Below are 24,031 nucleotides of genomic sequence, written 5' to 3'. Positions count from 1 at the left end.
CCCGTCCGGCGTGAGGAGCGGGCCTGTCATACCGTTTCCGGGTGAATCGTTCGGTGATCCGGTCCCGCGCCGTCATCGCGAGCCGTAGGCGAAGCGACCCAGGGCAGCGCGCGCTTTGAGACGGTGGCGCCCCTAGATTGCTTCGCTCCGCTCGCAAAGACGGAGAGCGTCGATCCCGAACCCTTCAGCCGGAAGCCGTATAATGCGTGATCTTCAGTCGGGCGATCGCACGGCGTCGCAATGGATCGACCGGCGGTCGCCTCACATCTCGAACCGCACGATCTCGCGCAGATTCTCCGCCTCGACGGACGCGACGACGTGGAAAGGCGCATCGAATTCGACGACGCACCCCCGCCCGTCGCCCCAGAGCCCGACGACCGTGCCCTCGGCATCCACCGGGAGGACGCGCGCGTCCTCCAGGACCATCTCGTCGCGCAACGCGACGGTGCTGAGTTCCGAGATCGCGGCCTTCGCATCGGCCGTGCGGACGTAGAAGAGCGCGTCGGCTGTCATGTCTTGATGGTACGCCGCGTTGCGGCCTATGCAAAGCGATTGGGCTGGCCTCAACGCTGGCAGGCGATCCACGGTACAAGACAATTCGGCGTCCGGTGCCGCGAATCCCACCAGCCCGCTGATCCTGAGGCACAGGCTGGGAAGGCCCGATCCCGGTCTGCCGTGTCGTGTACCGGGCATCCAGATCGACGACTCGGCAGGATCGGTTTGCCCGCGATCCGTATCGGGATTTGAAGTCCAGACACCCATCCGCTCGAATCACGCCCAGGCGGGAGACCTCCGATGCAGAATGTGCTGGCGAACCTCGCTGTGAGCGTGACCGATCTCGAGAAGAGCCCGGCCGCCATACTGGACAATGCGCACGGCGAGCCGGTCGCGATCCTCAAGGACGATCGGATCCTGGCCTACATGGTCCCGCCCGCCGCCTACGAGGCGATGCTGGAGCTGATCGACGACGCCGAACTGGCGGCGCTCATCCGGGATCGCGCCGGCGAGGTCCCGGTGAAGGTCGCCCTGGATGACCTATGAGCTGCTGTTCCTGCCCTCCGCGCTGAAGGAATGGCGCAAGCTCGGCGATCCGGTGCGACAGCAGTTGAAGGCGAAGCTCGCGGAGCGGCTGGAACACCCCCGCGTCGAGGCCGATCGCCTGCGCGGCTCGGAACTGAAGGATTGCTACAAGATCAAGCTGCGCAATGCGGGTTACCGCTTGGTCTACCGCGTGAGTGACACGACGGTGACCGTCACGGTGGTCGCGGTCGGCAAGCGCGAGGGCAGCCGGATCTACGAAGCGGCGCGAAGGCGCTGATGCCGGCCGGGCCTCACCGCTCCGCGACCTCCGCCAGCCACGCGCAGAAGGCGCGCACGGCCGGGTCGTCGGCGCGGCCCTCGGGGACGTAGGTGTAGTAGGCCCGGGCCGGCAGGGCGGGGCCGGCGAACGGCAGGGTGAGACGGCCGGCCGCCACGTCGTCGGCGATCAGGCGCTCCGGGCCCATCGCCACGCCCAGGCCGTCGAGGGCCGCCTGGAGCGTCAGGTAGAAGTGCTCCAGCGTGACCGAAGCCTGCGGCTCCAGGTCCGGTACGCCGGCCGCGTGCAGCCATTGCGGCCACACCCCCGGCAGGGTCGCCGCGTGGAGCAGGGTGTGGTGCCGCAGGTCGGCGGGCGCCTCCAGCGGCATCCGTCGCAGCAGCGCCGGGCCGCACACCGGGATCCGCCGCTCGGACAGGAACGGCCGCCCGAGATGGCCCGGCCGCACGTCCGGCCCGCCGCGGATCGCGACGTCGAACGGCTCCGCGAGGGCCGCCAGCGGGGTGTTCGAGGTGGTCAGCCGGACCTCGACCGCGGGGTGCGCCACCTGGAAGGCGGACAGGCGCGGGATCAGCCAGCGCAGGGTGAAGGTGGCGAGCGCGTTCACCTGGAGCAGGCGGGGCCGGCCGCGCTCGACCTGCCGCGCGGTCGCCAGCGCGATCCGGTCGAGGGCGGCGCCGATCTCGGCGAGGTAGGCGCTCCCGGCCTCGGTGAGGACGACGCGGCGGTTGTGCCGCTCGAACAGGGTCAGCCCGAGCCACGCTTCGAGCGCCTGCACGTGCCGGCTCACCGCGCCGTGGGTCACGCGAAGCTCGTCCGCGGCCCGGGTGAAGCTCGCGTGGCGGCCCGCCGCCTCGAAGGCGCGCAGCGCGTTGAGCGGCGGCAGGCGGCGGTGCACGGGTCAGCTTTCCTCACGCGAGCGTCAGCATAAGACGTTTGTCAGCTCCGGACGAGGGGACCATCCTGCGCCCGTCACCGCACAGGAACCGGGATGTCCCGCGCCACCGACCTCGCCCCCTCGCTCGACGCCGCGCCCGGCGGGGACGCGCCCCGCACCCTCGCGGTGACCGGCCTCAACCACGCGCTGCACGACGGCTACACCGACCTGATCTACGTGCTGCTGCCGGTCTGGCAGGCGGAGTTCGGGCTCGGCTACGTCGCCCTGGGGCTGCTGCGCACCCTCTACAGCGGGACGCTGGCCGCCCTTCAGATCCCGTCGACCCGTCTCGGCCAGCACCTCGGGGCGCGGGCCGTGCTGGCGCTCGGCACGCTCCTCAGCGCGGGCGGCTACGCGCTGGCCGGCGCCTCCGGCGGCCTCGCCGGCCTCTGCGTCGGGCTCGCGCTCGGCGGGGCCGGCAGCAGCACGCAGCACCCGCTGGCCTCGGCGGTGATCGCCCGGGCCTACGGGCGGGGAGCCCGCGGACCGCTCGGCACGTACAACTTCACCGGCGATATCGGGAAGGCGGCGGTGCCGCCGCTCGTCGGGTTCCTGCTGACGGTGTGGGACTGGCGCGCCGCCCTGTGGCTGATCGCCGGCCTCGGGGTGCTGGTCGCGGCCGCGGTCGGCCTGCTGCTGCCCAACGCGGCCGCGCCCGGCGCGGAGGCGCGGCGCGCGGCCGCGCCGGCCCGGCACGGCGGCGCGGAGGCCGGCCGCTCCGGCTTCGGCCTGCTCGTCGCCATCGGCATCCTCGACAACGCCGCGCGTCCGGCCTTCCTGATCTACCTGCCGTTCCTGCTCCAGGAGAAGGGCGCGAGCCTGACCACGGTGGGCCTCGCGCTGTCGCTGACCTTCGCGGGCGGGGCGCTCGGCAAGGCGGTCTGCGGCCGGCTCGGCGAGCGCCTCGGGGTGACGCGGACCGTGATCCTCACGGAGGTGGGCACGGCGGCGATGGTCCTGGCGGTGATCGCCCTGCCGCTCGCCCCCGCGCTCGCCGTGCTGCCGGTGCTGGGCCTGATGCTGAACGGCACCTCCTCGGTGCTCTACGGCACGGTGCCGGAGCTGGCGCCGGGGGGCCGGGTCGAGCGAGCCTTCGCGCTGTTCTACACGTGGACGCTGGGGGGCAGCGCCCTGGCCGTGCCGCTGCTCTACGGGCGCCTCGGCGACGCGGTCGGCCCGCACGGGGCGGCGATGGCGGCGGCGGCCACGGCGCTCGCCGTGGTCCCGCTGATGCTCGCCCTCGCGCCCCGGCTGCACGGCAGGGCCGCGCCGCCGATCTGAGACGCGCCGCGCCGCCGTCGAGAAAATCCCAAAAAGAATCAGGTCTCGCCGGCGACGAACTCGCGCATCAGGAAGTTGGCGATCGCCATCGGCGGCGGGGCGAGGATGCCCTCGGGGTGGCGCGCCTCCAGCATGGCGGTCACCGCGGCGCGGTCGAACCAGCGGGCGTCCTCCAGCTCGGTCGGATCGGTGACGATGGCCTCGTCGAGGGCCTCGGCGACGCAGCCGAGCATCAGCGAGGAGGGGAACGGCCAGGGCTGCGAGGTGCGGTAGTCGACGGCGCCGACGCGGATGCGGGTCTCCTCGTAGACCTCGCGCCGCACCGCGTCCTCGATCGTCTCCCCGGGTTCGAGGAAGCCCGCGAGGCAGGAGAACATGTGCGGGCGGAAATGCGGGCCGCGGCCGAGCAGGCAGGCGTTGCCCCGGCGCACCAGCATGATCACCACGGGATCGACTCGGGGGAAATGGTGGGCGGCGCAGTTCGGGCATTCCCGGCGGAAGCCGCCGGCCCGGGAGACGGTGGCGGTGCCGCACTTGGCGCAGAAGCCGTGGCGGGCGTGCCAGTCGAGCATCGACTTGGCGACCGCGAGCAGGCCGAGTTCGTCCGCCTCCACCGCCGCCTCGGTGGCGATGGCGCGCAGGTCGAGGGTCCGGGTCTCGGGCCCCGCGAACCCCTCCGCCGCCTCGGCCGGCGCAGTCGCCGCGAAGACGGGACGCCCGTCCCGGTGCCCCAGGAAGATTCTTTCCGATACGCCGTCGAGAGCGCCGCGGGCGTCGGCCGACTCGATCAGGGCGGTCCCGCCGCGCAGGACCAGCCGCTCGCCGCAGATCAGGACGAGGCGGGCTTCGGCGGCGTCGAAGGGCGGCACCGCCTCCTCCGGCTGCTCGGCCGAGTGCCGGTCGAGGCGGTTGCGGACGAAGCCGAGGGTCAGGCGGGGGTCGGTCATCGTCAGGCCGCGGCGAAGAGGGCGCCGGCCCGCTCGGCGAGCTGGGCGCGGGCGTGGAGCGGGTAGGGGGTGCGGGCGCCGTGGCCCCAGACCGGTCCGGGCCAGGCGGGGTCCGAGCGGAAGCGCCCGACCACGTGGACGTGGAGCTGCGCCACGACGTTGCCGAGCGCGCCGACATTCACCTTGTCGGGCTTGGCCAGCGCCTGCATCACGCCGACGCCCGTGCGGATCTCCTCCCACAGCAGCGCGGCCTCCTCCGGCGGGAGGTCGGTGATCTCGCACAGGCCCGGGCGGCGCGGCACCAGGATCAGCCACGGGAAGCGGGCGTCGTCCATCAGCAGCACCCGCGACAGGGCGAGGTCGCCGAGATGGACGGTGTCGGCGGCGAGCCGCGGGTCGAGGTCGAAGTCGGAGATCGTCATCGCGGCCGGGGATGTAGAGCGGTGCGGGCCGAAGGCGCGGGTCCGCCGGTGCGGCAAAGCCTGTCGCCGCGGGCCCGGCGGCGCCGGGCGCGGGCCGTCACAGGGTCGGGACCACGCCCTGCCGGCCCACGGCGACGACATCGGCCTGGAGGGCCCCGTCCGGGGCCGCGTGGGTGAACACGGTCACCGCGGCCCCCGGTTGCAGCAGCGCCTTCTCCCCGGGGCCGATCTGCGTCACGGGCGTGCCGGGGGCGATCTCGAAGGCGCTGTGTCCGCCCTCGTAGCTCAGCGTGACGCGCCGCGTCCCGGTCCCGCGGATGTCGGCGATCCAACCGGCGGTGAGGCTCGCCCCCGGCGCCGTGTCCCAGGGTTGGCGGCCGGCCTCGAAGCCGCGCTCGGAGGGCGAGAACAGCGTCACCTGATCGGCCTGCTCCGGAGCCGGCCCGCCGTCGGCGACGACGGCGAGGTAGCTCTCGGGCTTGATGTCGCGGGCCCGCGCCCCGATGGCGGCGAAGACCCGGGTCTTCGCGTTCATCGTCAGGGTCAGGGTGCTGCCGCCGGGGCGCCGGATCACCAGCACTTCGCCGTCGCGGGAGACGACCGTGCCGCGGAAGCGGGCGGTCGCCGGCTCGGCGCAGGCGGGCGTCGCGGCCAGGGCCGCCAGGAGCGCGAGGACGAGTCTGGTCACGGGTTCCCCTCAGGTCAGCCGTGGCCGAACGTGGCGGCGCGGCCCGGGTTCCGCGCCGGCCCGCGGCCGGGCCGGCCTCAATGGGCCATCAGCACCGGCATGTCGGCCTGGGCGAGGACGTGGCTGGTGACGCCGCCGAAGATCATCTGGCGCAGGCGGCTCTGGGTGTAGGCGCCCTTGATCAGGAGGTCGCAGCCGAAGTCGCGGGCCTCGGCCAGGAAGGTCTCCCCCGGGGTGCGGCGGCCGGCAGGCAGCGCCCGGTGCTCGGCCGGCACGCCCTCGCAGGCGAGCGCCCGGGCGAGATCCTCGGCGCTGGGGCCCGGCACCGAGCCGCCCTCGACGCTGAGCACCAGGACGCGGGTCGCCCGCCGCAGGAACGGCATGGCGAAGGCCACCGCCCGGGCGGTCTCGGTTGAGCCGTTCCAGGCGACCACCACCGCGTCGCTGAGGCTCTCCGGGGCCTTCGGCGGCGCCAGCAGGATCGGCCGGCCCCCCTCGAACAGGGCGGTCTCGAAGGTGGTCATCCGCGGCGCCCCGTCGGCGGTGCCCGGGCGCCCGACGACGGTCGCCGAGAACAATCGCGCGTACTGGCCGAGGAAGGCGTCGCCGGTGGGCACGTCCTGGCGCCAGCGGTAGCGGGGGCCGGCCTCCATCACCTTCTCGGGGATGCACAGGCCGTCGCGGGCGTGGCGGGGGATGCCGGCGGCGTCCATGAACGCGATGAAGCGCCCGCCCGCCTCCTCGGCCTCGGCGAGGTCGGCCTCCTCGTCGCGCAGCCACGTCATGCCGCCGACCATGTCGACGGGCACGTACTCGGCGAGCGCCGGCCGCAGCGACACGCCCTCGATCAGGCTGCCGAAGCGTGTGGCCGCGAGACGGGTCGTCTCGAACACGGAGGGCAGGGCGTCGTGCATCGCCACGGGTACGAGCAGGGTCTTCATCGCGGCCTCCTCCTCGGCGGTCCGGCGGCGGCGAACCGACGCGTCGTCCGCCCGGACCTCCGACATTTGTGAAACTTACGTCGCAGGGGCCCGCCGCGGACCCTGCTCCGGGCGCGACGCTACCGCTCCGCGGGCCCGCGGGGAACGGGGCCGGCGGCCGCGCGCACATCGTTTTGCGCCCCCCGGTTCTGCGCGCCCCGGTCGAGGCGGGCGCGGGCGGCCCGGGTCATCGGCCGCTCGACCCAGCGGTGGACGAGGAGGGCGGCGGCCGCGCTGCCCGCGAGCATCAGCAGCATGCTCCCCCAGGGGTAGGGGTGCAGGACCGGGGCGAGGCCGGCCGCGAGCAGGCCCTCGCGCACGGCCCGCAGGGCGAAGGGGTGGACGAGGTAGAGGGCGTAGGAGGCGTCGCCCAGCGCCGAGAGCCACCGCAGCGGCGCCGGCAGGGCGGCGATCCCCGCCCGGTCGCGGGCGGGCCCGAGGGCGGCGGCCGCGACGAGGAGCGCGGCCGGCAGCCCGACGCAGAGGGGGCGCGCGAACCCGGAGGCTTCGGCCTCGGGAAGGATCTGCGCGGCGAGCGCGAGCCCCAGGCCCCCGAGGCCGGCGAGGCCGAGACGGGAGGCGGGCCCGAGCCGCACCCCGTCGGCGCGGGCGAGGGCGAGGGTCGCGCCGAGGGCGAATTCGAGCACGATCGGATCCGCCCAGAACGCGAACGGGAGCGGCAGGCGCGCGAGGCTGCCCGCGGCGACGAGCAGGGCCAGCGCCCCCCACAGCCACGCCACCGCCCCGCGCCGCCCGAGACCCAGCCCGAGGGCGAACAGCGCGTAGAAGAACGCCTCGCAGTTCAGGGTCCAGCCGAGCCCGTAGAGGGGCAGGACCGTCCCGTCCGGCCGCGCCGCCGGAAGGAACAGGAACGCGGCGGCGACGTAGCCGGGATCGCGGGCGAGCGCCCCGGCCTCGCCGAGCAGGGACGGCCGGGCGAGCGCCAGGGCGAGATAGGCGAGGGTGACGAGCCAGTAGAGCGGCACCACCCGGGCGACCCGGTGGGCGAGGAACCGCGCCCGGCCGCCCGGCGCCCCGAACAGGTCGCGGCTCGCGTGGACGATGACGAAGCCCGAGATCACGAAGAACAGGTCCACGCCGCCCCACCACGGCAGGAGCGTGGCCGGATCCGGGGCCGCGCCGACCCCGCGGGCGGCGAGCAGCCCGGCCTCGTGGCGGGCGTGGTACCACGCCACCATCAGCGCGGCCGCGGCGCGGAGCCACTGGACGGCGACGAGCGTCACGCCGGCCGCTCCGTAGTCGGGCGCCCGCGGCGCCCAGGAACAATCGTCGCAGGGCATCGTTGACGGGTCGAATCGCGGTCGAGCCGCCGCAAGTCCTGCCGCCGCAAGTCGCGGGATTTCGGCGCGGGCTCCGTCCTGCCGGCTCGCATCGCCATCACACTACGAGGTCGAGATGTTGAAGAACTACGTCGCCGCGTCCGCACTGGTGCTCGCCCTGTCGTCGCCCGCCTTCGCGCAGTCCGGCGACTTCCGCTTGCAGTCGATGCAGGCCAATTCCTTCGAGATCCAGTCGGCGCAGATCGCGCTGTCCAAGTCCCGCAACCCGCGGGTCCGCAGCTACGCCCAGGAGGCGCTGCGCGACCACCGCGCCGCCAACGTGGCGCTGGCCGGCGGCGAGCGGGCCTACATGGCGGACCGCAACGCCGGCGTGGTCGGCGGTCTGGTCGAGGCCCCGCTGGCGGTGGCCGGCGGCGCGGTCGGCGCGGGTCTCGGCGCGGCCACGGGCGTGGTCGGCGGCACGCTGTCGGGCGGCCCGGTCGGCGGGATCGAGGGTGCCGGCGCCGGTGCCGCGCGCGGTGCCGCGGCGGGCAGCCGCGTGGTGGCCGGCGGCATGGCCGACGTCACCGGCGGCGCGACCATCGTGGCCCCGAGCCCCGAGCAGCAGGCGATGCTCGCGCAGCTCTCGTCGACCCCGGCGGGCCCGCGCTTCGACCGGCTCTACGCCCAGCAGCAGATCCAGTCGCACCAGATGGCCATCGCCATGACCCAGGCCTACGCCCAGGGCGGCCCGAACCCGGCCCTGCGCGGCTACGCCCAGCAGGCGCTCCCGGCCCTGCAGATGCACTACAGCGAGGCCCAGCGCCTGCCCGGCGCCATGTGACTCACCCTGTGAGGCGATCCCCGCGCGGGGATCGGGGGCGGCGGGCGCGAGCCCGCCGCCTTTTTCATGGGTGCGCCCCTCATCGACGCACCGCCCACGCGCGCGACCCGCACGCCCCGCGACCCACACGCCCTCAGTCGCAGAGCATGCCCGCGGCGGGGCCGACCCGCCGTCCGCCGGTATCGACGGCGGGGGCGAAATCGCCGGTCTCGGGATTGCGCACCAGCAGCACGCCGTTCGCCACGCCGAAATGCGCGCCGTGGAGCTGGAGGCGGCCGTCGTCGACCCGCTCCTTCACGAAGGGGAAGGTCAGCAGGTTCTCGATGCTCTGGCTGACCATGGCGTGCTCCATCCGCGTCAGGTAGTCGGGCGCCGAGGAGTTGCCGGCCTTGGCCTCGGCAGGGGCGACGAGCGAGGTCCACTTGCCGATGAAGTTGCCCTCGGAGAGCGGCTTGACCTTGTCGACGTAGGCCTTGATGCCCCCGCAGGTGGCGTGCCCGAGCACGACCACGTGCTTGATCTCCAGCACCTGCACCGCGAACTCGATGGCCGCGGAGGTGCCGTGATACTCGCCGCCGGTCTCGTAGACGGGCACGATGTTGGCGACGTTGCGGATCACGAACAGTTCGCCCGGGCCGGAATCGAAGATCGCCTCGGGGGCGACGCGGCTGTCGCAGCAACTGATCACCAGCACGTCCGGGGACTGGCTGGTGGCGAGCTGCCGGAAGCGGCGGCGCTCCGTAGTGAAGCGGTCCGACAGGAACGTGCGGTAGCCCTCGGTCAGGGTCTGGGGGAACATGGTGCCTCTTCCTTCTCGGTGGTGATGTCGATCCGGTCGCGTCCGGGCCCTTCGACCCGGCGGCGCGTCACGGGTTCCAGGTCAGAACGACGGGCTCGGCCGGAATAGTCCCGGCGATCAGCCGCGCGGCGAGGTCGGTCAGGCCCGCGGGCTCGACCCTCTCGGCGGCGGCCCGCAATTCGGGGATCGACCACCAGCGGGTGCCGAACACCGGGTTGTCCTCGGTCTCGGCCAGCCGGCTCGTGTCGACCCGGTCGTCGGGCAGCCGCACGAGGAAGTAGCGCTCGCGGGCGTCGCGGGACTGGCGGAACAGGTGGAAGGGCCCGTCGCAGGCGGCGACCTGCGGCCCGATCTCGGCGTCCTCCCGGCCGATCTCCTCGCCGAGTTCCCGGCGGCAGGCGGTGACGTGGTCCTCGCCCGGCTCCAGCCCGCCGCCCGGCAGGAACCAGAAGCGCAGCGGCGCGCCGTCCGGCCCCCGCGCGTGGACCGAGCTGTAGGCGATCAGGAGGATGCGGTCGGCGGGATCGAGGACGATCGCGCGGGCGATGTGGCGCACGGGCAGGCTTGCGGAGGACGGACTCATGGCGGCCCATCTAGGGCGCCCGCGCGCCCGCGTCCCGGGGCCGGCGCCCAGATCACCACCGGCAGGCCGAAGGCGTCGTGCTCGGGCGCGCCCGGCAGCGGCACCGCCACCCCCGCGAGGATGTCGCGGGCGACGACGAGGCCGGCCAGCGCGTCGAGGTGGTCGTCCTCCGGCACGCCCGGGGTCCGGGCCTCGATCAGCGCGGCGGGCAGGCCGGCCTCGGCGAGCAGGGCGCGGCGCAGGCGCAGGCCCTCGCCCCGGCGCGGCCCCTTCTTGGGCAGGCCGAGCGGCCGCAGGCCGTTGAGGGCGTGGAAGGCGACTTCCGGGTGGACCTCGTGGACCCGGGCTCGCGCTTCGGGCCGCGCCCGCAGCAATTCGTCCACCTCGCGGACATAGGGGAAGATGTTCCAGCCCTGGATCGAGGGGGCGAAGGGCGGGTCGCTGGCGGCGCGGGAGGCCGCCTTGGCCGCCGCGTAATCGGGGGCGTAGACCGCCGCCCGCGGCGGCATCGGGAAGACCGAGGCGCGGGCGGGGCCGAGGCGGGCGCGGGCGGCCCGGTCGGCGGCGCGGCCGCCCCCGGTCACGCGGTCCGGCAGGCCGATCGGCACGTCGATCCCGACCACGAGCGGCGCCTCGGGGGCGTCGAGCAGGGCGGCGACGCTGCCGAACAGGCCGCAGCGGTGGCGGCTCGCGTCGTCGAGGTCGAGGAGCGCCCCGGCCCAGGCGCCGCGGCAGCCGTCGAGCCCCGCGATCCAGCGCGCCATCCCCGCCCTCCTTGCCCCCGGTCCGGCCGGCGGCTATCCGCGGCGCGATACAGCCCCGGGAGACCCGTGATGAGCGAGATCCGTCCGCGCCGCAGCGTCCTCGCCATGCCGGGCTCCAACGCGCGGGCGATCGAGAAGGCGCGCGGCCTGCCCGCCGACGTGGTGATCCTCGACCTGGAGGACGGGGTCGCCCCCGAGGCGAAGGCGGCGGCCCGGGAGCAGGTCGCGGCGGCGGTGGCGGGCCGCGGCTTCGGCCCCCGCGAGGTGGTGGTGCGGATCAACCCGCCCGACACCGAGGACGGCGAGGCCGACCTCGCGGCGCTGGCGGGCGCGGCCCCGGACGCGATCCTGGTCCCGAAGGTGCGCAGTTCCGACGCGCTGATCGCGGCGGGCTCGCGGCTGCGCCGGCTCGGCGCCCCGCCGGCCACGCGGATCTGGGCGATGATCGAGACCCCGATGGCGGTGGTGAACGTCGCCGAGATCGCCGCCGGCGCCCGCGACGTCGACGCGCGGCTCTCGGCTTTGGTGGTGGGGCCCAACGACCTCCTGACCGCCGCCCGCATCCGGCCGCCCGGACGCGCGGCGCTGACGCCCTGGCTGATGCAGATCCTCGCCGCCGCCCGCGCCCACGAGATCGACGCGATCGACGGCGTCTTTTCCGATTTCGCCGATGCGGCCGGATTCGAGGCCGAGTGCGCGCACGGTCGCGATCTTGGCTTCGACGGCAAGATGCTGATCCACCCGAGCCAGATCGGCCCGGCCAACGCCGCCTTCGGGCCGAGCGCCGACGAGGTCGCCGAGGCGCGGCGCGTGGCGGGCGCCTTCGACGCGCCGGAGACCCGCGGCCGCGGTGTGATCGCGCTCGACGGACGGATGGTCGAGCGCCTCCACGTCGAGGCGGCGCGGCGGACGCTGGCCCTCGCCGAGGCGATCGGTCGGCTTGGATGACCGGCGATCTCGCGGGCGTCGGCATCCGGATCCTCGATCCCCGGCTGCCGGGCTGGGGATTCCCGCGCTGGGGCTCGGCGGCGGCCGCCGGCCTCGACCTGCACGCCTGCCTCGACGCGGCGCTGGTGCTCGCGCCGCAGGGGCCCCCGGCGCTCATTCCGGCGGGCTTCTGCGTGCTGATCCGCGATCCCGGCTGGTGCGGGCTGGTCTTCCCGCGCTCGGGGCGGGGGCACCGCGAGGGACTGGTGCTCGGCAACGGCACCGGCGTGATCGACGCCGACTATGAGGGGCCGCTGCTGGTCTCCGCCTGGAACCGGACTGCGTCCGAGCCGGTGCGGATCGAGCCGGGGGAGCGCATCGCGCAGCTCGTCTTCACCCGGATCGCCCGGCCGGAATTGACGCTCCTCGACGGCGCGGAGGAGCCGGCCTCGGGGCGCGGGGCCGGGGGGTTCGGGTCGAGCGGGCGGTAGGGCGGCGGAGATTTGCCGCAACGCTCCCTCTCCCCTCTGCGGGAGAGGGTGGCGCCCGAAGGGCGTCGGGTGAGGAGAATCCGGCTTCAGAAAGAGGCCGAGCCACGGTGAGGGCGACGCCCCTTCCAACACCGTCGCTCCCCTCTCCCGACCCGCTTCGCGGGCCACCCTCCCCCGCAGGGGGGAGGGACGCAGCGTCAGTCCAGCGTCCGCCCGAGCCGCCCGGCCAGATCCTGGATGAACTGGAAGGCAGTGCGCCCCGAGCGGGAGCCGCGGGTGGTGGCCCATTCCAGCGCCTCGGCGCGGAGCTGCTCCGGGGCGACGTCGAGGCCGTAGCGCTCGGCGTAGGCGCGGATCATGCCCAGGAACTCGTCCTGGCTGCACTTGTGGAAGCCGAGCCACAGGCCGAACCGGTCGGACAGGGAGACCTTCTCCTCCACCGCCTCGCCGGGGTTGATCGCGGTCGAGCGCTCGTTCTCCACCATCTCGCGGGCGAGCAGGTGCCGCCGGTTGGAGGTGGCGTAGAACAGCACGTTGGCCGGCCGGCCCTCGATGCCGCCGTCGAGCGCCGTCTTGAGCGACTTGTACGAGGTGTCGTCGGCGTCGAACGACAGGTCGTCGCAGAACACCAGCCAGCGGTGCGGGTCGGGCCGCAGCAGCGCCATCAGGTCGGGCAGCGCCTCGATGTCCTCGCGGTGGATCTCGACGAGCTTCATCGGCCGCGCGCCGTCCGGCCTGCGGGCGTTGATGTCGGCGTGGGCCGCCTTGACCAGCGAGGACTTGCCCATGCCGCGCGCGCCCCAGAGCAGGGCGTTGTTGGCCGGCAGGCCGCGGGCGAAGCGCTCGGTGTTCTCGACGAGGATGTCGCGGGCCCGGTCGATGCCGGTGAGCAGGGCCATCTCGACATGGGCCACCTGCGGCACCGGCACCAGCCGCCGCTCCGGCCCCCACAGGAAGGCGTCGGCCGCCGCCGGGTCGAAGGCCGGCGGGGCGGGCGGCGCCGCGCGCTCCAGGGCGGTGGCGATGCGCTCCAGGAGGGGCATCAGGGTGTCGAGGGTGGCGGGACTCGTCATCGTGTTCGGACTCGTAACGGTTTGCCCGGCGTCTTAAGCGGGTCGACCGAGAAAATCACCCGACGGCTCCGTGACAGGATTGGGAGACGAGCCTGCATCGTCCCATCCACGCCCTCATCCTGAGGCGGCGCAGCGCAGCGGAGCCCTCGAAGGAGGCCTCCAGCCAGCCGCGCGTTCCCTGGAGACCTCCTTCGAGGCCCGCTGGCGCGGGCGCCTCAGGATGAGGGGGTTGGGTAGGACCGGCGACGCGCGGGTCGGTCGCCCCCGCGCTTGTCCCCCGGGGCGCGATGCGGCAAAGCGGGCCCCGCGCGGGGCGCACGCCGCCCATCGACCACCACCCGAGCCCATCCGATGCACGACATCCGCGCCATCCGGGAGAACCCGGACGCCTTCGACCGCGACCTCGAACGCCGGGGCCTCGCGCCCCTGTCGGCCGCCCTGATCGCCCTCGACGAGGCGCGCAAGGGCGCGGTGTCGGCGGCGCAGGGCAACCAGGAGCGGCGCAACGCGCTCGCCAAGGAGATCGGGGTCGCCAAGAAGGTCAAGGACGAGGCGCGCGCCGCCGAGCTGATGGCGGAGGTCGCCCGCCTCAAGGCGGCCGAGCCGGAGCTGAAGAAGGCTCAAGACGACGCGGACCGGGCGCTGTCGGAAAAACTCGCGGCGATCCCGAACCGGCCGAAGGCCGACGTGCCGGAGGGCGCCGACGAGCACGGCAACGTCCTCTACCGCAGCCACGCCTCCGCCCGCGAGCGGCTGGGGGAGGGGCGCGAGCATTTCGAGCTCGGCGAGGCGATGGGGCTGATGGACTTCGAGGCGGCGGCCCGGATGTCCGGCTCGCGCTTCGTGGTGCTCAAGGGCCAGCTCGCCCGGCTGGAGCGGGCGCTCGGGCAGTTCATGCTCGACCTGCATACGCAGGAGCACGGCTATCTGGAGGTGGTGCCGCCTGTGCTGGTGCGAGACGCGGCGATGTTCGGTACAGCACAGTTGCCGAAATTTCGCGAGGATCAATTTGGTATAAATATCGGCAACAAAGATTTAGTTGATGAACTCGCCGCAGAACGAGGAATGGACCTAATCCGGGAGTCCATCGAAAAATACAGCATTCAAAATTCAGAGCTGTACAATGCGGCCCTAAATGAGCCGAGATCCAGCAAGTTTGTTGAATTTTTAGTTAAATTCGGAATATTTACAGACGCTCTTTTAAACAGCGGCGCAAAGGAAATTTTGTCCGAGGAAAGCATAGAGAAAAGAAGAGCAGAAATTCAGCAACGAAGCGGTTTCTGGCTCATCCCGACCGCCGAGGTGCCGCTGACCAACCTCGTCCGCGAGTCGATCCTGCGCGAGGAAGAACTCCCCCTGCGCTTCACCGCGCTCACCCCCTGCTTCCGGGCCGAGGCCGGGGCGGCGGGGCGGGACACCCGCGGGATGCTGCGCCAGCACCAGTTCAACAAGGTGGAGCTGGTCTCGATCACCACCCCGGAGGAATCCGCCAACGAGCACGAGCGCATGCTCACCTGCGCCGAGGCGGTGCTGAAGAAACTCGACCTGCCCTATCGCGTCATGACCCTGTGCACGGGCGACATGGGCTTCGCCTCGCAAAAAACCTACGACATCGAGGTCTGGGTGCCGGGCCAGCGGACCTACCGCGAGATCTCGTCCTGCTCGGTCTGCGGCGACTTCCAGGCGCGGCGGATGAACGCGCGCTACCGGGGCAAGGACGGCAAGCCGGCCTACGTCCACACTCTCAACGGCTCGGGCGTGGCGGTGGGCCGCGCGCTCATCGCCGTGATGGAGAACTACCAGAACCCGGACGGCAGCGTCACGATCCCGTCGGCGCTGCATCCCTACATGGGCGGGCTCAACCGGATCGAGGGACCCCGCTGATGCGCATTCTCGTCACCAACGACGACGGCATCCACGCCCCGGGGCTCACCACCCTGGAGGAGATCGCGCGCGAGATCTCGGACGACGTGTGGGTGGTGGCGCCCGAGAGCGACCAGTCGGGGGTGTCGCACTCGCTGTCGCTCAACGATCCCCTGCGCCTGCGGCAGGCGGGGGAGAAGCGCTTCGCGGTGAAGGGCACGCCGTCCGACTGCGTGATCCTCGGCGTGCGCCACATTCTCGCCGAGCAGGGGCCGGACCTCGTGCTGTCGGGGGTCAACCGCGGCCAGAACGTCGCCGAGGACGTGACCTATTCGGGCACGATCGCCGCGGCGATGGAGGGCACGATCCTCGGGGTGCGCGCCATCGCCCTGAGCCAGGCCTACGGCGCGGGCGGGCGGGACGCGCTCAAGTGGCACTGCGCGCGGACGCACGGCCCGCGGGTGGTGCGCAAGATCCTGGAGACGGGGATCGAGCCCGGCATCCTGATCAACGTCAACTTCCCCGATTGCGAGCCGGAGGAGGTGGCCGGCATCGCGGTGGCCGCCCAGGGCTTCCGCAACCAGGCGCTGCTGAAGATCGACCCGCGGGTCGACGGGCGCGGCAACCCGTATTTCTGGCTGGCCTTCGCCAAGGCGCGGTTCGAGCCGGGCAACGGCTCCGACCTCAAGGCCATCGCCGAGAAGCGCATCGCGGTGACGCCGCTGCGCCTCGACCTCACCGACGAGCCGACGCTGACGCGCTTCGCCCAGGCCTTCGCGGAGTGAGCGGAGCGGGGGCCGATGACGCCGAAGCCCCCGGGGACGCTGTCGGCAACGCCGCCTTCGTCCTCGCCCTGCGCGAGCGGGGCCTGCGCGACACGGCGGTGCTGCGCGCGATGGAATTGGTGCCGCGGGAGGCGTTCGCGCCGCCCGAGCACCGCGCTCTCGCGCGGCGCGACATCGCCCTGCCGCTGCCCTGCGGAGCCTCGATGACCGCGCCGGGCACGGTCGCGGCGATGCTGGCGGGCCTGCGGGTCGCGCCCGGCCAGCGGGTCCTGGAGATCGGCACGGGGTCCGGCTACGTGACCGCCCTGCTCGCCCGGCTCGGGGCGGGGGCGGTCCTGAGCCTGGAGCGCTACGCCACTCTCGCCGGGGAGGCGGCCGCGCGGCTCGCCGGCCTGCCCGAGGTGCACGTGGTCCGGGCCGACGGGCTCAGCCCCGCCCTGCCGGACGGCGGCTTCGACCGGATCCTCGTCAACGGCAGCGTGGACGCCGTGCCGCCGCACTGGCTGGCGGCGCTGGAGCCCGGCGGACGGCTGGTCGCCGGCTTGAGCGGGCCCGACGGCTGCCGGATCGCGGCGCTCGGCCCGGACGGGACGCCGGAGACCGGCGCCACGGTCCGGCTCGCGGCGCTGGTGCCGGGTCTGGCGCGGGTGCTGTAGCGGGCGGGAACTACGCCGCCGCGGCGCCCGGATCGGTGCTGTCGACGACCCGCGGCGGCGGGATCTCGTCCCGGGCGCCCATCCGCTTCACGAGGTGGTCGCCCACCCGCAGGGCGTTGGCGATGATCGTCAGCGTCGGGTTCACCGCGCCGATCGAGGGGAAGAAGCTCGCGTCGGTCACGTAGAGGTTGTCGAGCCCGTGCGCCTTGCAGTTCCGGTCGAGGACCGCGGTCGCCGGGTCGTCGCCGAAGCGCAGCGTCCCCGCTTGGTGCGCGGTGCCGCCGATCGGCACGTTCTTGCCGAGGTAGAGCGAGCGGTCGAACAGGTGCGGGTGGATGTCGGTCTTGTCGCAGATCTCCCGCAGCTTGTGCCGCAGCCGCTTGTGCGCCGCGACGTTGGTCTCGGTGAGGTCGAGATGGACCTTGCCGTCCTTGTAGAAGATCCGGTTCTCGGGCTTCGGCACGTCCTCGGAGGTCAGCCAGAAGTCGACGGAGTGCTTGGCGATCCAGTCGAACGGCTTCTCGGGGAACCATTGCAGGAAGCCCGGCAGGCCCTCGCCGTGGACCTGTGCGCCGTCGGACTTGCCGACCATCTGGATATGGCCGAGGGGATAGTCCCAGCCGTCCTTCGCGTCGGGATCGCCGAAGTAGAAGTCGTTCAGCCCGAGCGTCTTCTGGAACTTGGTCGGGTTCGGGGTCTTCGAGATCGCCAGCACGGTCGAGTTGTTGTGGCGCATGTAGTTGCGCCCGACCTGCCCCGAGGCGTTGGCGAGCCCGTCCGGGTGCCGGTCGCTCCCCGAGCGCAGCATCAGCAGCGCCGAGGAGAGGGCGCCGCAGGCCACCACCACGATGTCCGCCGAGGCCTCAAACGGCTGCCCGTCCCGGGTGCCGACGACCCCTGTCACGCGCCCCCCGGAGGCGTCGGTGACGAGGCGCTCGACGTAGGTGCGGGTGGCGAGCGTCAAGTTGGGGCAGTCGCGCAGGGCCGGGTCGACGACCATGGTCTGCGCGTCGGACTTGCCGTTGGTGGGGCAGGGGAAACCGTCGAACGACTCGCACTTGACGCAGGGCGAGGTCGAGATCGCCCGGCCGTCGCGCTCCACGAGCCGCACCCCGACCGGCAGGTGGAACGGGTGGTGCCCCTCGCGCTTGAGCCCGTCGAACAACTCCTGGATGCGCGGCTCGTGCGTCACCGGCGGGTAGGCGTAGGGCTTGTTCGACCACGGCTCGGTCGGGTCCTCGCCGCGCAGGCCGTGGACGTGGAACAGCTCCTCGGCCGCCTGGTAGTACGGCTCGAACTCGTCGTAGCCGACCGGCCAGGCCGGCGCGATCCCGTCCTCGTGGCGGATCTCGCCGAAGTCCCGCTCGCGCAGGCGGAACAGGACCGACCCGTAGAACTTCGAATTGCCGCCGACGTAGTAGTGAAGACCCGGATGGAAGCTCTTACCGTCGGAGGAATACCACGTCTCCGGAGCCTGATAGTACCCGTCGACGATCACCGCCTGGCTGTCCCAGTTGCGCGGCTCGCGCAGCAGGTAGTCGCCGCGCTCGATCAGCAGGATGCGCTTGCCCGTCCGGGCGAGGCGCCACGCCATCGTCCCGCCCCCGGGGCCGGACCCGACGATGATCACGTCGTACTGCTCGCCGGCCATGGGTGTGCTCCGTGTGCGAAAACCTCGCAGGCAACTCGCGAGCCGCCGTGCGGATCGCGCTGCGGCGACGCTTTTTTCGCCGGGGCAACCGGCGGTTAAGTGCCTTTCCTGACGCCGCCTTCAGGTTCGGCTGCGATCCTGCCGCCTCCGGCCCGCTGCCGGGGAAGGCCAAGATGCTCCCGAACGACCCCGCGCTCGTCTCGGGCCCCGCCCCGATCCTCCTCGCGGCCCTGGTCCTCGCGCTCGCCGCGATCGTCGCCCTGGCCGTCCGCCTGCGGCGCGCGGGCCGCGCGGATCCGGGGGATGCCGAGACCGAGCGGCTGCACGACCGGATCTGGCGCATCAGCGAGAGCGAGGAGCGCTACCGGGCCCTCGTCGCCGCGACCACCGAGGCCGTGGTGCAGCGCGACGCCCGCGGGCGCATCACCTACGCCGACGAGGGCTACGCGCGGCTCCTCGGCCGCGAGCCCATCGACCTGCTGGGCTCCGGGATCGAGCTGGAGACCCTGGAGCGCGGCCCGGTCGAGATCGACCCGGACGGGACGCGCCGGATGGAGGTCCAGGTCCAGGCGGTGGACGGGCGGGTGCGCTGGTTCGCCTTCGTCGAGGTGCCGGTGACCCAGGGCGACGGCGGGGTGCAGTGGCTGCGGGCCGGGCGCGACGTGACCGCCCGGGTCGAGGCCCTGCGCGCCCGCGACGCGGCGCTCGCGCGCGCCGAGGCGGCGAGCGGCGCCAAGTCGCGCTTCCTCGCCACGGTCAGCCACGAGATGCGCACGCCGCTCAACGGCATCCTCGGCATGGCCGACCTCGTGCTCGGCACCGGGCTCGATCCGGAGCAGCGCACCTACGTCGAGGCGGTGCGCACCAGCGGCAAGGCGCTGCTCGGCCTGATCGACGGCATCCTCGACTTCTCCCGCATCGAGGCCGGGCGGCTCGACCTCGCGGCGGAGCCCTTCGACCTCGCAGGCTTGGCCGAGAGCGTCGTCGAGCTGCTGGCGCCGCGGGCGCAGGACCGGGGCCTGGAGATCGCCCTCGACGTCGCCGACGACGTGGGCCGGCCGGTCGTGGGCGACGCCGACCGGGTGCGCCAGATCCTGATCAACCTCGCGGGCAACGCGATCAAGTTCACCGAGCGCGGCGGGGTCGGCGTCAGCCTCGCGCGCTCCGGGACCGGGGAGGTGGTGCTCGCCGTGTCCGACACCGGGCCCGGCATCCCGGAGGCGCGCCTGCCGATCCTGTTCGAGGAGTTCGAGCAGGGCGACGACAGCGCCGCCCGGCGCCACGAGGGCACCGGCCTGGGGCTGGCGATCACCCGCCGCCTCGTCCTGCGCATGGGCGGCCGGATCGAGGCGGAGTCGCGGCTCGGACGCGGCTCGACCTTCCGGGTCGTGCTGCCGCTCGCCGACGCGCCGGAGGCCGGGACGGTGGGGGAGGGGACCGTCCGGGTCCAGGGGAGCCTGCGCGGGCAGCGCTGCCTGATCGTCGCCGATTCGCCGTTCCAGGCCCCCTACCTCGCCCGCAGCCTGTCGCGGGCCGGCGCCGCGGCGGTGATCGTCGCCGGCCCGGAGGAGGGGCTCGCCGCCCTCTCGGGGGCCGCCTTCGACGCGGTGGTTGCCGACCGCGCGCTCGGCGACCGGGCCGTGCGGCAGCTCGCCGACGCGGCGCGGAGCTGCGGCGTGCGCCGCAGCCTCGTGCTGCTCTCGCCCTTCGACCGGCGCGAGTTCGGCGCGCCGGGGGCGGCGGGCTTCGACGGCTACCTGATCAAGCCCGTGCGCGCCCGCTCCCTGCTGGAGCGCCTCGGGGACGCGGCGGGGGCGCCCGCGGCGGCGCCGGCCCAGGTCGCCACCGCCGCCCGCGAGGGCGCCGGCCTGCGGGTGCTGCTCGCCGAGGACAACCCGATCAACGCCCTGCTCGCCACCCGGGCCCTGGAACGCCTCGGCGCCGCGGTGGTCCACGCCGCCGACGGGGTCGAGGCCCTGGAGCGCTTCGCGGATGCCGGCCCGTTCGACCTCGCGCTCGTCGACGTGCGCATGCCCCGCCTCGACGGCCACGCGACCGCCCGCCGGATCCGGGAGGCGGAGGCCGGGACGGGCGGGCGACTGCACCTCGTGGCGCTCACCGCCAATGCCGGCCGGGAGGACGAGGCGGCGGCCCGGGCGGCGGGCTTCGACGGCTTCCTCGCCAAACCCCTGAACCTCAAGGCGCTGCCGGGCCTGCTGGCGGCGCGGGAGCGGCGGGCGGCCTGAGGTGCCGGTCCCGCGTTGACAGACGGCCGGCCCGCGCGCCAACACCGGGGCATGTCGACGCCCGCGCCCACCGATCCGAGCCCGTCGAGCCAGACGCTCGCCGCCTGGGGCACCGTCGCCCTGGTGGTCGCGACGGTGCTGATCGGCGCGCTGGCGCCCGCCCGGCACGCCGCCCCGGCCCGGTCGGCCGCCGAGGATGCCGCCTGCCTGGAGTGGAGCGACGGCTGCACGGTCTGCCAGCGCCGCGCGGAGGGGCCGGCCTGCTCGCTGCCGGGCATCGCCTGCCAGCCCGGCGCGCCGCGCTGCCTGCACCGCGCCGGCGGTTGACCGGCCCCGCCCCGCGGGAGCCCGCCGCGGCCGCGCCCGTCCTCCGCTTCGCGCCGAGCCCGAACGGCCGGCTCCACCTCGGCCACGCCTACTCGGCCCTGCTCAACGCCGACCTCGCCCGCCGCATGGGCGGGACCTGCCGCCTGCGGATCGAGGACATCGATCCGGTCCGGTCCAGGCCGGAGCTGACAGCGGCGATCGTGTCCGACCTGGCGTGGCTCGGGCTGCGCTACCCGGAGCCGGTCCGGCACCAGTCCCGGCACATGGACGCCTACCGCGCCGCCCGCGACCGGCTGGTCGCGGCGGGCCTCGCCTATCCCTGCTTCTGCTCGCGCGGCGCCATCCGCGCGGCGGCTTCGGGGGAGGGGGCCCCGCGCGATCCGGACGGGGCGCCGCTCTACCCCGGGACATGCCGAGCCCTCGACCCGGCCGAGGCCGCGGCGCGCCGGGCTCGGCCTGAACCGCATACGTGGCGCCTCGACATGGCCCGCGCGCTCGCGGCCGCGCCCGGGCCGCACGGCTACCGGACCTTCGACGCGGAGGGGCGGGACACCTGGGCGACGGCCGATCCCGCCCGCTGGGGCGACGCGGTCATCGCCCGGCGCGACGTGCCGACGAGCTACCACCTCGCCGTCGTCCACGACGACGCGGCGGAGGGGATCAGCCACGTGGTGCGCGGGCGCGACCTGGAGGCGGCGACCGACCTGCACGCGCTGCTGCAGCGGCTCCTCGGCCTGCCGAGCCCCGCCTACCACCACCACGCGCTGATCCTGGACGCGGCCGGCGAGAAGCTCGCCAAGTCGCGCGGCTCCACGAGCCTCGCGGATCTCCGCGCGGCCGGCGCGGCGCCGGCGGACGTCCGCGCCCGGCTCGGCTTCCCCTGAGGCCGCCGGGAAGAGATCAGCGGATGGCGGCGTCGCGCTGGGCCATCGCGGTGGCGCTCTTGGCCTTCAGCATCGTCGCGTCGATCTGCTCGCGCTGGCGCCGGAAGTCGGCGAGCAGCCGCCCGTCGAGCTCGCGCCCGCGCGGCACCCGGATCTTCATCGGGTCGACGAAGTGGCCGTTGATGATCACCTCGTAGTGCAGGTGTGCGCCGGTCGACAGGCCGGTGGAGCCGACATAGCCGACCACCTGCCCCTGCCGCACCCGGCTCCCCTCGGTGATGCCGCGGGCGAACCGGGACATGTGGTTGTAGGTGGTGACGTAGCCGTTGACGTGCTGGAGCTCGACGCGGTTGCCGTAGCCGGAGGTCATCTCGGCGCGGATCACCACGCCGTTGCCGGCGGCCACGATCGGCGTGCCGATCGGGTTCGACCAGTCGACGCCGGTGTGCAGCTTGGCGTAGCCGAGCACCGGGTGGCGCCGGTAACCGAAGCCGGAGCGCATGATGCCGTCGGCGATCGGCTTGCGCAGCAGGAACTTCTTGAGCGAGCGGCCCTGGTCGTCGAGATAGTCGATCGAGCCGTCGTCGGGCGACTGGAAACGGTAGACCTTGCGGGTCTCGCCGCCGAGCGTCAGCGCGGCGTAGAGCAGGTCCGGCCGCTCGGCGCTGCCGCCCGCATCCTCGTCGTAGGTGTAGAACACGTCGAGGCTGTCGCCGCTGCCGACCCGCCGCTGGAAGTCGAGGTCGTAGCTGAACACCCGGACGATGTCCTCGACGGTCGCGCGCGGCAGGTCGTGCCGGCCCGCGGTCTCGTAGAGGCTCTGGTAGAGGCGGGGACCCGAGCCCGAATCCTCCTCCTCGTCGTCCTCCGCCTGCGCCTGCGATTTGCCGGCGGGGGCATCCTCGGCCGGGGGGGCCACCGACACGAAGGCGCCGCGATCGTTGATCGCGGCGATGCCCTCGATCCCGCTCTCGCCGTAGAGGACCACGCGGGTGACCTGGCGGGGATCGCCCGGACGGGCGCCGGGGGCGACCTGGACGCGCATCTGCTGCCCCTCGGCCAGCGCCGAGACCCGGCCCTTGCCGCCGAGCGCGGCGACGACGCCGCGGATCACATCATCCCCCGCGAAGCCCGTAGCCTTGAGGAGCGCCTCCAGCGTCTCGCCGCGCTTGAGCGCGAGGTCGCGCTCCTCCACCAAGGGCGCCTCGTTGGGCTTCAGCTCGACCTTGGCGAGCTTGGTGACGTTCTCGGGGACGACCAGCACCTCGATCGCCTTGAACGGGTTGCCCTCCTTCGCCGCGGGCTCGGCGTCGCCGGAGCCGCCCTGCCGCAGGGTGCGCGACAGCAGGATCTGCGGGGCGATCGGGATCGCGGCGCGCCGTCCGGCCTCGGCGGCGATCCGGCGCTCCTCCTCGACCTGGGCGGTCACGTCGTCGTCGCCGAGGGCCGGGGCGTTCGGCTCGACGGGGGCGTCGACGAGATCGCGCTTGACCACCGTGACCTCGGCGCCCGGCGCGTCGGCGGCGACCTCGGACGCCCGCTCCTGCGGCTCGTCCGAGACGAACTTCATCGGGTCGAACCGGGGGAGGTCGGCGGCGTAGACGCCGGTCGTGAGCGACAGCGGCGTGGTGATCCGCACGAACGGCTTGGCCTTGATGATCTCTCGGTCGCCGAGCCGCACGGTCACCGGCGCGCGGAAGCTCTGCTTGGCCGAGGCGACCATCAGGTTGCGCACGAGGCGGTCGCCCTTGCGGGCGAGGTTGGCGCCGTTCTCGCTCGGCTGCGGTCGCGGCAGGACGGTCGCCCGCTCGGGGATCGCGGCGAAGGAGGCTTCGCCCTGGAGCGAGACGTAGAGCGCCGCCGCGATCAGGCCGGCGCCGGTCAGCCCGGTCAGGGAACTGGCGCAGAGCCAGCGCAGGTTCACGGCGCGGCGGTCGATCCGGGCGGCCTCGGCCCCGAGCAGGTCGAGCGGCCGCTGCCCGGACGCGTGGCCGGCGGAGGACGCGACCACGTCGCCGATCTTCAGTCGCTCGCGCTTCACTCGCAGGTCCCGATCACGTGGCGCAACCGGCGCGGCTGGAGCCTTCGCGGCGCCGTCCGGGCCGCGGCGCACGCGAGGCCGGCGCACCAGAATCCTGTGATGGACCCGCATGTCGAGATTGAGGCGTGAGGATTCCCGTCCGCTGTCGCCGGAGGCCCCACGCAACGCGCCCGGGGCAACGCGCCCGGGACGGTCCGATGTCCGGAGGCGGGCGGGGTCGCCGATCCCGAAAACGTCCGTCGGG

At 73.8% G+C, this 24,031-nt stretch carries 25 protein-coding genes; 12 read left to right on the top strand and 13 right to left on the bottom strand.

Annotated elements, in window-relative coordinates:
- Positions 1-261: 261 nt before the first annotated feature.
- Positions 262-513, bottom strand: a complete 252-nt coding sequence (locus Q8W71_RS16945) for a hypothetical protein (protein WP_305526566.1) — start codon at positions 511-513, stop codon at positions 262-264.
- A 282-nt stretch (positions 514-795) separates the two neighbouring features.
- Here Q8W71_RS16945 and Q8W71_RS16940 point away from each other — a divergent pair, with 282 nt between their 5' ends.
- Positions 796-1,041, top strand: a complete 246-nt coding sequence (locus Q8W71_RS16940; RefSeq protein WP_305526565.1) for a type II toxin-antitoxin system Phd/YefM family antitoxin — start codon at positions 796-798, stop codon at positions 1,039-1,041.
- Complete coding sequence (locus tag Q8W71_RS16935; protein WP_305526564.1) at positions 1,031-1,318, top strand: type II toxin-antitoxin system RelE family toxin; 288 nt, start codon at positions 1,031-1,033, stop codon at positions 1,316-1,318. Before Q8W71_RS16940 ends, Q8W71_RS16935 begins: the two co-directional genes overlap by 11 nt.
- Positions 1,319-1,331: 13 nt before the next feature.
- Here Q8W71_RS16935 and gcvA read toward each other — a convergent pair whose 3' ends face one another.
- Complete coding sequence (gene gcvA / locus Q8W71_RS16930) at positions 1,332-2,216, bottom strand: transcriptional regulator GcvA (RefSeq protein WP_305526563.1); 885 nt, start codon at positions 2,214-2,216, stop codon at positions 1,332-1,334.
- Positions 2,217-2,309: 93 nt separating this feature from the next.
- Between gcvA and Q8W71_RS16925 the strand changes: the two genes are divergently transcribed.
- Entirely contained in the window at positions 2,310-3,536 is a 1,227-nt protein-coding gene (locus tag Q8W71_RS16925) for an MFS transporter (RefSeq protein ID WP_305526562.1), read from the top strand.
- A 38-nt stretch (positions 3,537-3,574) separates the two neighbouring features.
- On the opposite strand, the gene nudC is transcribed toward Q8W71_RS16925, so the two are convergent.
- The 5 genes from nudC to Q8W71_RS16900 all read right to left on the bottom strand — a co-directional run bounded on the left by nudC (position 3,575) and on the right by Q8W71_RS16900 (position 7,817).
- Positions 3,575-4,483, bottom strand: a complete 909-nt coding sequence (gene nudC, locus Q8W71_RS16920) for an NAD(+) diphosphatase (RefSeq protein ID WP_305526561.1) — start codon at positions 4,481-4,483, stop codon at positions 3,575-3,577.
- Between the two features lie 2 nt (positions 4,484-4,485).
- Complete coding sequence (locus tag Q8W71_RS16915) at positions 4,486-4,905, bottom strand: HIT domain-containing protein (protein ID WP_305526560.1); 420 nt, start codon at positions 4,903-4,905, stop codon at positions 4,486-4,488.
- A gap of 97 nt (positions 4,906-5,002) precedes the next feature.
- Entirely contained in the window at positions 5,003-5,593 is a 591-nt protein-coding gene (locus Q8W71_RS16910; protein WP_305526559.1) for a hypothetical protein, read from the bottom strand.
- A gap of 77 nt (positions 5,594-5,670) precedes the next feature.
- Positions 5,671-6,534 (bottom strand): universal stress protein, encoded by an 864-nt coding sequence (locus tag Q8W71_RS16905; protein WP_305526558.1) that lies wholly within the window; start codon positions 6,532-6,534, stop codon positions 5,671-5,673.
- Positions 6,535-6,653: 119 nt separating this feature from the next.
- Complete coding sequence (locus Q8W71_RS16900) at positions 6,654-7,817, bottom strand: acyltransferase family protein (RefSeq protein WP_305526557.1); 1,164 nt, start codon at positions 7,815-7,817, stop codon at positions 6,654-6,656.
- A gap of 172 nt (positions 7,818-7,989) precedes the next feature.
- Here Q8W71_RS16900 and Q8W71_RS16895 point away from each other — a divergent pair, with 172 nt between their 5' ends.
- Complete coding sequence (locus Q8W71_RS16895; RefSeq protein ID WP_305526556.1) at positions 7,990-8,697, top strand: DUF4142 domain-containing protein; 708 nt, start codon at positions 7,990-7,992, stop codon at positions 8,695-8,697.
- A gap of 133 nt (positions 8,698-8,830) precedes the next feature.
- Here the strand turns inward: Q8W71_RS16895 and Q8W71_RS16890 are convergent, their stop codons facing one another.
- The 3 genes from Q8W71_RS16890 to Q8W71_RS16880 all read right to left on the bottom strand — a co-directional run bounded on the left by Q8W71_RS16890 (position 8,831) and on the right by Q8W71_RS16880 (position 10,843).
- The gene (locus Q8W71_RS16890) at positions 8,831-9,496 is read right to left on the bottom strand and encodes a carbonic anhydrase (RefSeq protein ID WP_305526555.1); all 666 of its coding nucleotides are present in this window, start codon (positions 9,494-9,496) and stop codon (positions 8,831-8,833) included.
- Positions 9,497-9,563: 67 nt separating this feature from the next.
- The gene (locus Q8W71_RS16885) at positions 9,564-10,079 is read right to left on the bottom strand and encodes an NUDIX hydrolase (protein ID WP_305526554.1); all 516 of its coding nucleotides are present in this window, start codon (positions 10,077-10,079) and stop codon (positions 9,564-9,566) included.
- Complete coding sequence (locus Q8W71_RS16880; RefSeq protein ID WP_305526553.1) at positions 10,076-10,843, bottom strand: DUF429 domain-containing protein; 768 nt, start codon at positions 10,841-10,843, stop codon at positions 10,076-10,078. The genes Q8W71_RS16885 and Q8W71_RS16880 overlap by 4 nt, the downstream gene beginning before the upstream one ends.
- A gap of 69 nt (positions 10,844-10,912) precedes the next feature.
- Here Q8W71_RS16880 and Q8W71_RS16875 point away from each other — a divergent pair, with 69 nt between their 5' ends.
- Together Q8W71_RS16875 and dut are read left to right on the top strand one after the other, a co-directional pair.
- Positions 10,913-11,791: an HpcH/HpaI aldolase/citrate lyase family protein gene (locus Q8W71_RS16875; protein WP_305526552.1), complete on the top strand. Its 879-nt coding sequence runs from the start codon at positions 10,913-10,915 to the stop codon at positions 11,789-11,791.
- Positions 11,788-12,261, top strand: a complete 474-nt coding sequence (dut, locus tag Q8W71_RS16870; protein WP_305526551.1) for a dUTP diphosphatase — start codon at positions 11,788-11,790, stop codon at positions 12,259-12,261. Before Q8W71_RS16875 ends, dut begins: the two co-directional genes overlap by 4 nt.
- 197 nt (positions 12,262-12,458) lie before the next feature.
- Here dut and Q8W71_RS16865 read toward each other — a convergent pair whose 3' ends face one another.
- Positions 12,459-13,334 (bottom strand): ATP-binding protein, encoded by an 876-nt coding sequence (locus Q8W71_RS16865; RefSeq protein ID WP_305526550.1) that lies wholly within the window; start codon positions 13,332-13,334, stop codon positions 12,459-12,461.
- A gap of 351 nt (positions 13,335-13,685) precedes the next feature.
- Here Q8W71_RS16865 and serS point away from each other — a divergent pair, with 351 nt between their 5' ends.
- Genes serS through Q8W71_RS16850 form a run of 3 tightly spaced genes read left to right on the top strand, consistent with a single transcriptional unit; the run spans position 13,686 to position 16,638 of the window.
- Complete coding sequence (gene serS, locus Q8W71_RS16860) at positions 13,686-15,218, top strand: serine--tRNA ligase (RefSeq protein ID WP_305526549.1); 1,533 nt, start codon at positions 13,686-13,688, stop codon at positions 15,216-15,218.
- Positions 15,218-15,982, top strand: a complete 765-nt coding sequence (gene surE / locus Q8W71_RS16855) for a 5'/3'-nucleotidase SurE (RefSeq protein WP_305526548.1) — start codon at positions 15,218-15,220, stop codon at positions 15,980-15,982. Before serS ends, surE begins: the two co-directional genes overlap by 1 nt.
- Positions 15,979-16,638, top strand: a complete 660-nt coding sequence (locus tag Q8W71_RS16850) for a protein-L-isoaspartate O-methyltransferase family protein (RefSeq protein WP_305526547.1) — start codon at positions 15,979-15,981, stop codon at positions 16,636-16,638. Before surE ends, Q8W71_RS16850 begins: the two co-directional genes overlap by 4 nt.
- Before the next feature lie 10 nt (positions 16,639-16,648).
- On the opposite strand, the gene Q8W71_RS16845 is transcribed toward Q8W71_RS16850, so the two are convergent.
- Positions 16,649-18,289 carry a GMC family oxidoreductase gene (locus tag Q8W71_RS16845; RefSeq protein WP_305526546.1) on the bottom strand — a complete coding sequence of 547 codons (1,641 nt, stop codon included), beginning with the start codon at positions 18,287-18,289 and terminating at the stop codon, positions 16,649-16,651.
- A gap of 173 nt (positions 18,290-18,462) precedes the next feature.
- On the opposite strand from Q8W71_RS16845, the gene Q8W71_RS16840 reads away from it, so the two are divergent.
- The 3 genes from Q8W71_RS16840 to gluQRS are packed head-to-tail and all read left to right on the top strand — an operon-like array spanning position 18,463 to position 21,746.
- Positions 18,463-20,535: an ATP-binding protein gene (locus Q8W71_RS16840; RefSeq protein WP_305526545.1), complete on the top strand. Its 2,073-nt coding sequence runs from the start codon at positions 18,463-18,465 to the stop codon at positions 20,533-20,535.
- Positions 20,536-20,586: 51 nt separating this feature from the next.
- A complete protein-coding gene (locus Q8W71_RS16835; RefSeq protein WP_305526544.1) occupies positions 20,587-20,862 on the top strand; it encodes a hypothetical protein in 276 nt (91 codons plus the stop codon).
- A complete protein-coding gene (gene gluQRS / locus Q8W71_RS16830; RefSeq protein WP_305526543.1) occupies positions 20,859-21,746 on the top strand; it encodes a tRNA glutamyl-Q(34) synthetase GluQRS in 888 nt (295 codons plus the stop codon). The genes Q8W71_RS16835 and gluQRS overlap by 4 nt, the downstream gene beginning before the upstream one ends.
- Before the next feature lie 16 nt (positions 21,747-21,762).
- Here gluQRS and Q8W71_RS16825 read toward each other — a convergent pair whose 3' ends face one another.
- Positions 21,763-23,787 carry a M23 family metallopeptidase gene (locus tag Q8W71_RS16825; RefSeq protein WP_305526542.1) on the bottom strand — a complete coding sequence of 675 codons (2,025 nt, stop codon included), beginning with the start codon at positions 23,785-23,787 and terminating at the stop codon, positions 21,763-21,765.
- Positions 23,788-24,031 lie beyond the last annotated feature (244 nt).

This window comes from Methylobacterium amylolyticum, assembly GCF_030700245.1.
In the GTDB taxonomy this organism is placed as follows: domain Bacteria; phylum Pseudomonadota; class Alphaproteobacteria; order Rhizobiales; family Beijerinckiaceae; genus Methylobacterium.
The sequence above is the reverse complement of the archived record's forward strand: the minus strand, read 5'-3'. Positions and strand labels throughout refer to the sequence as shown.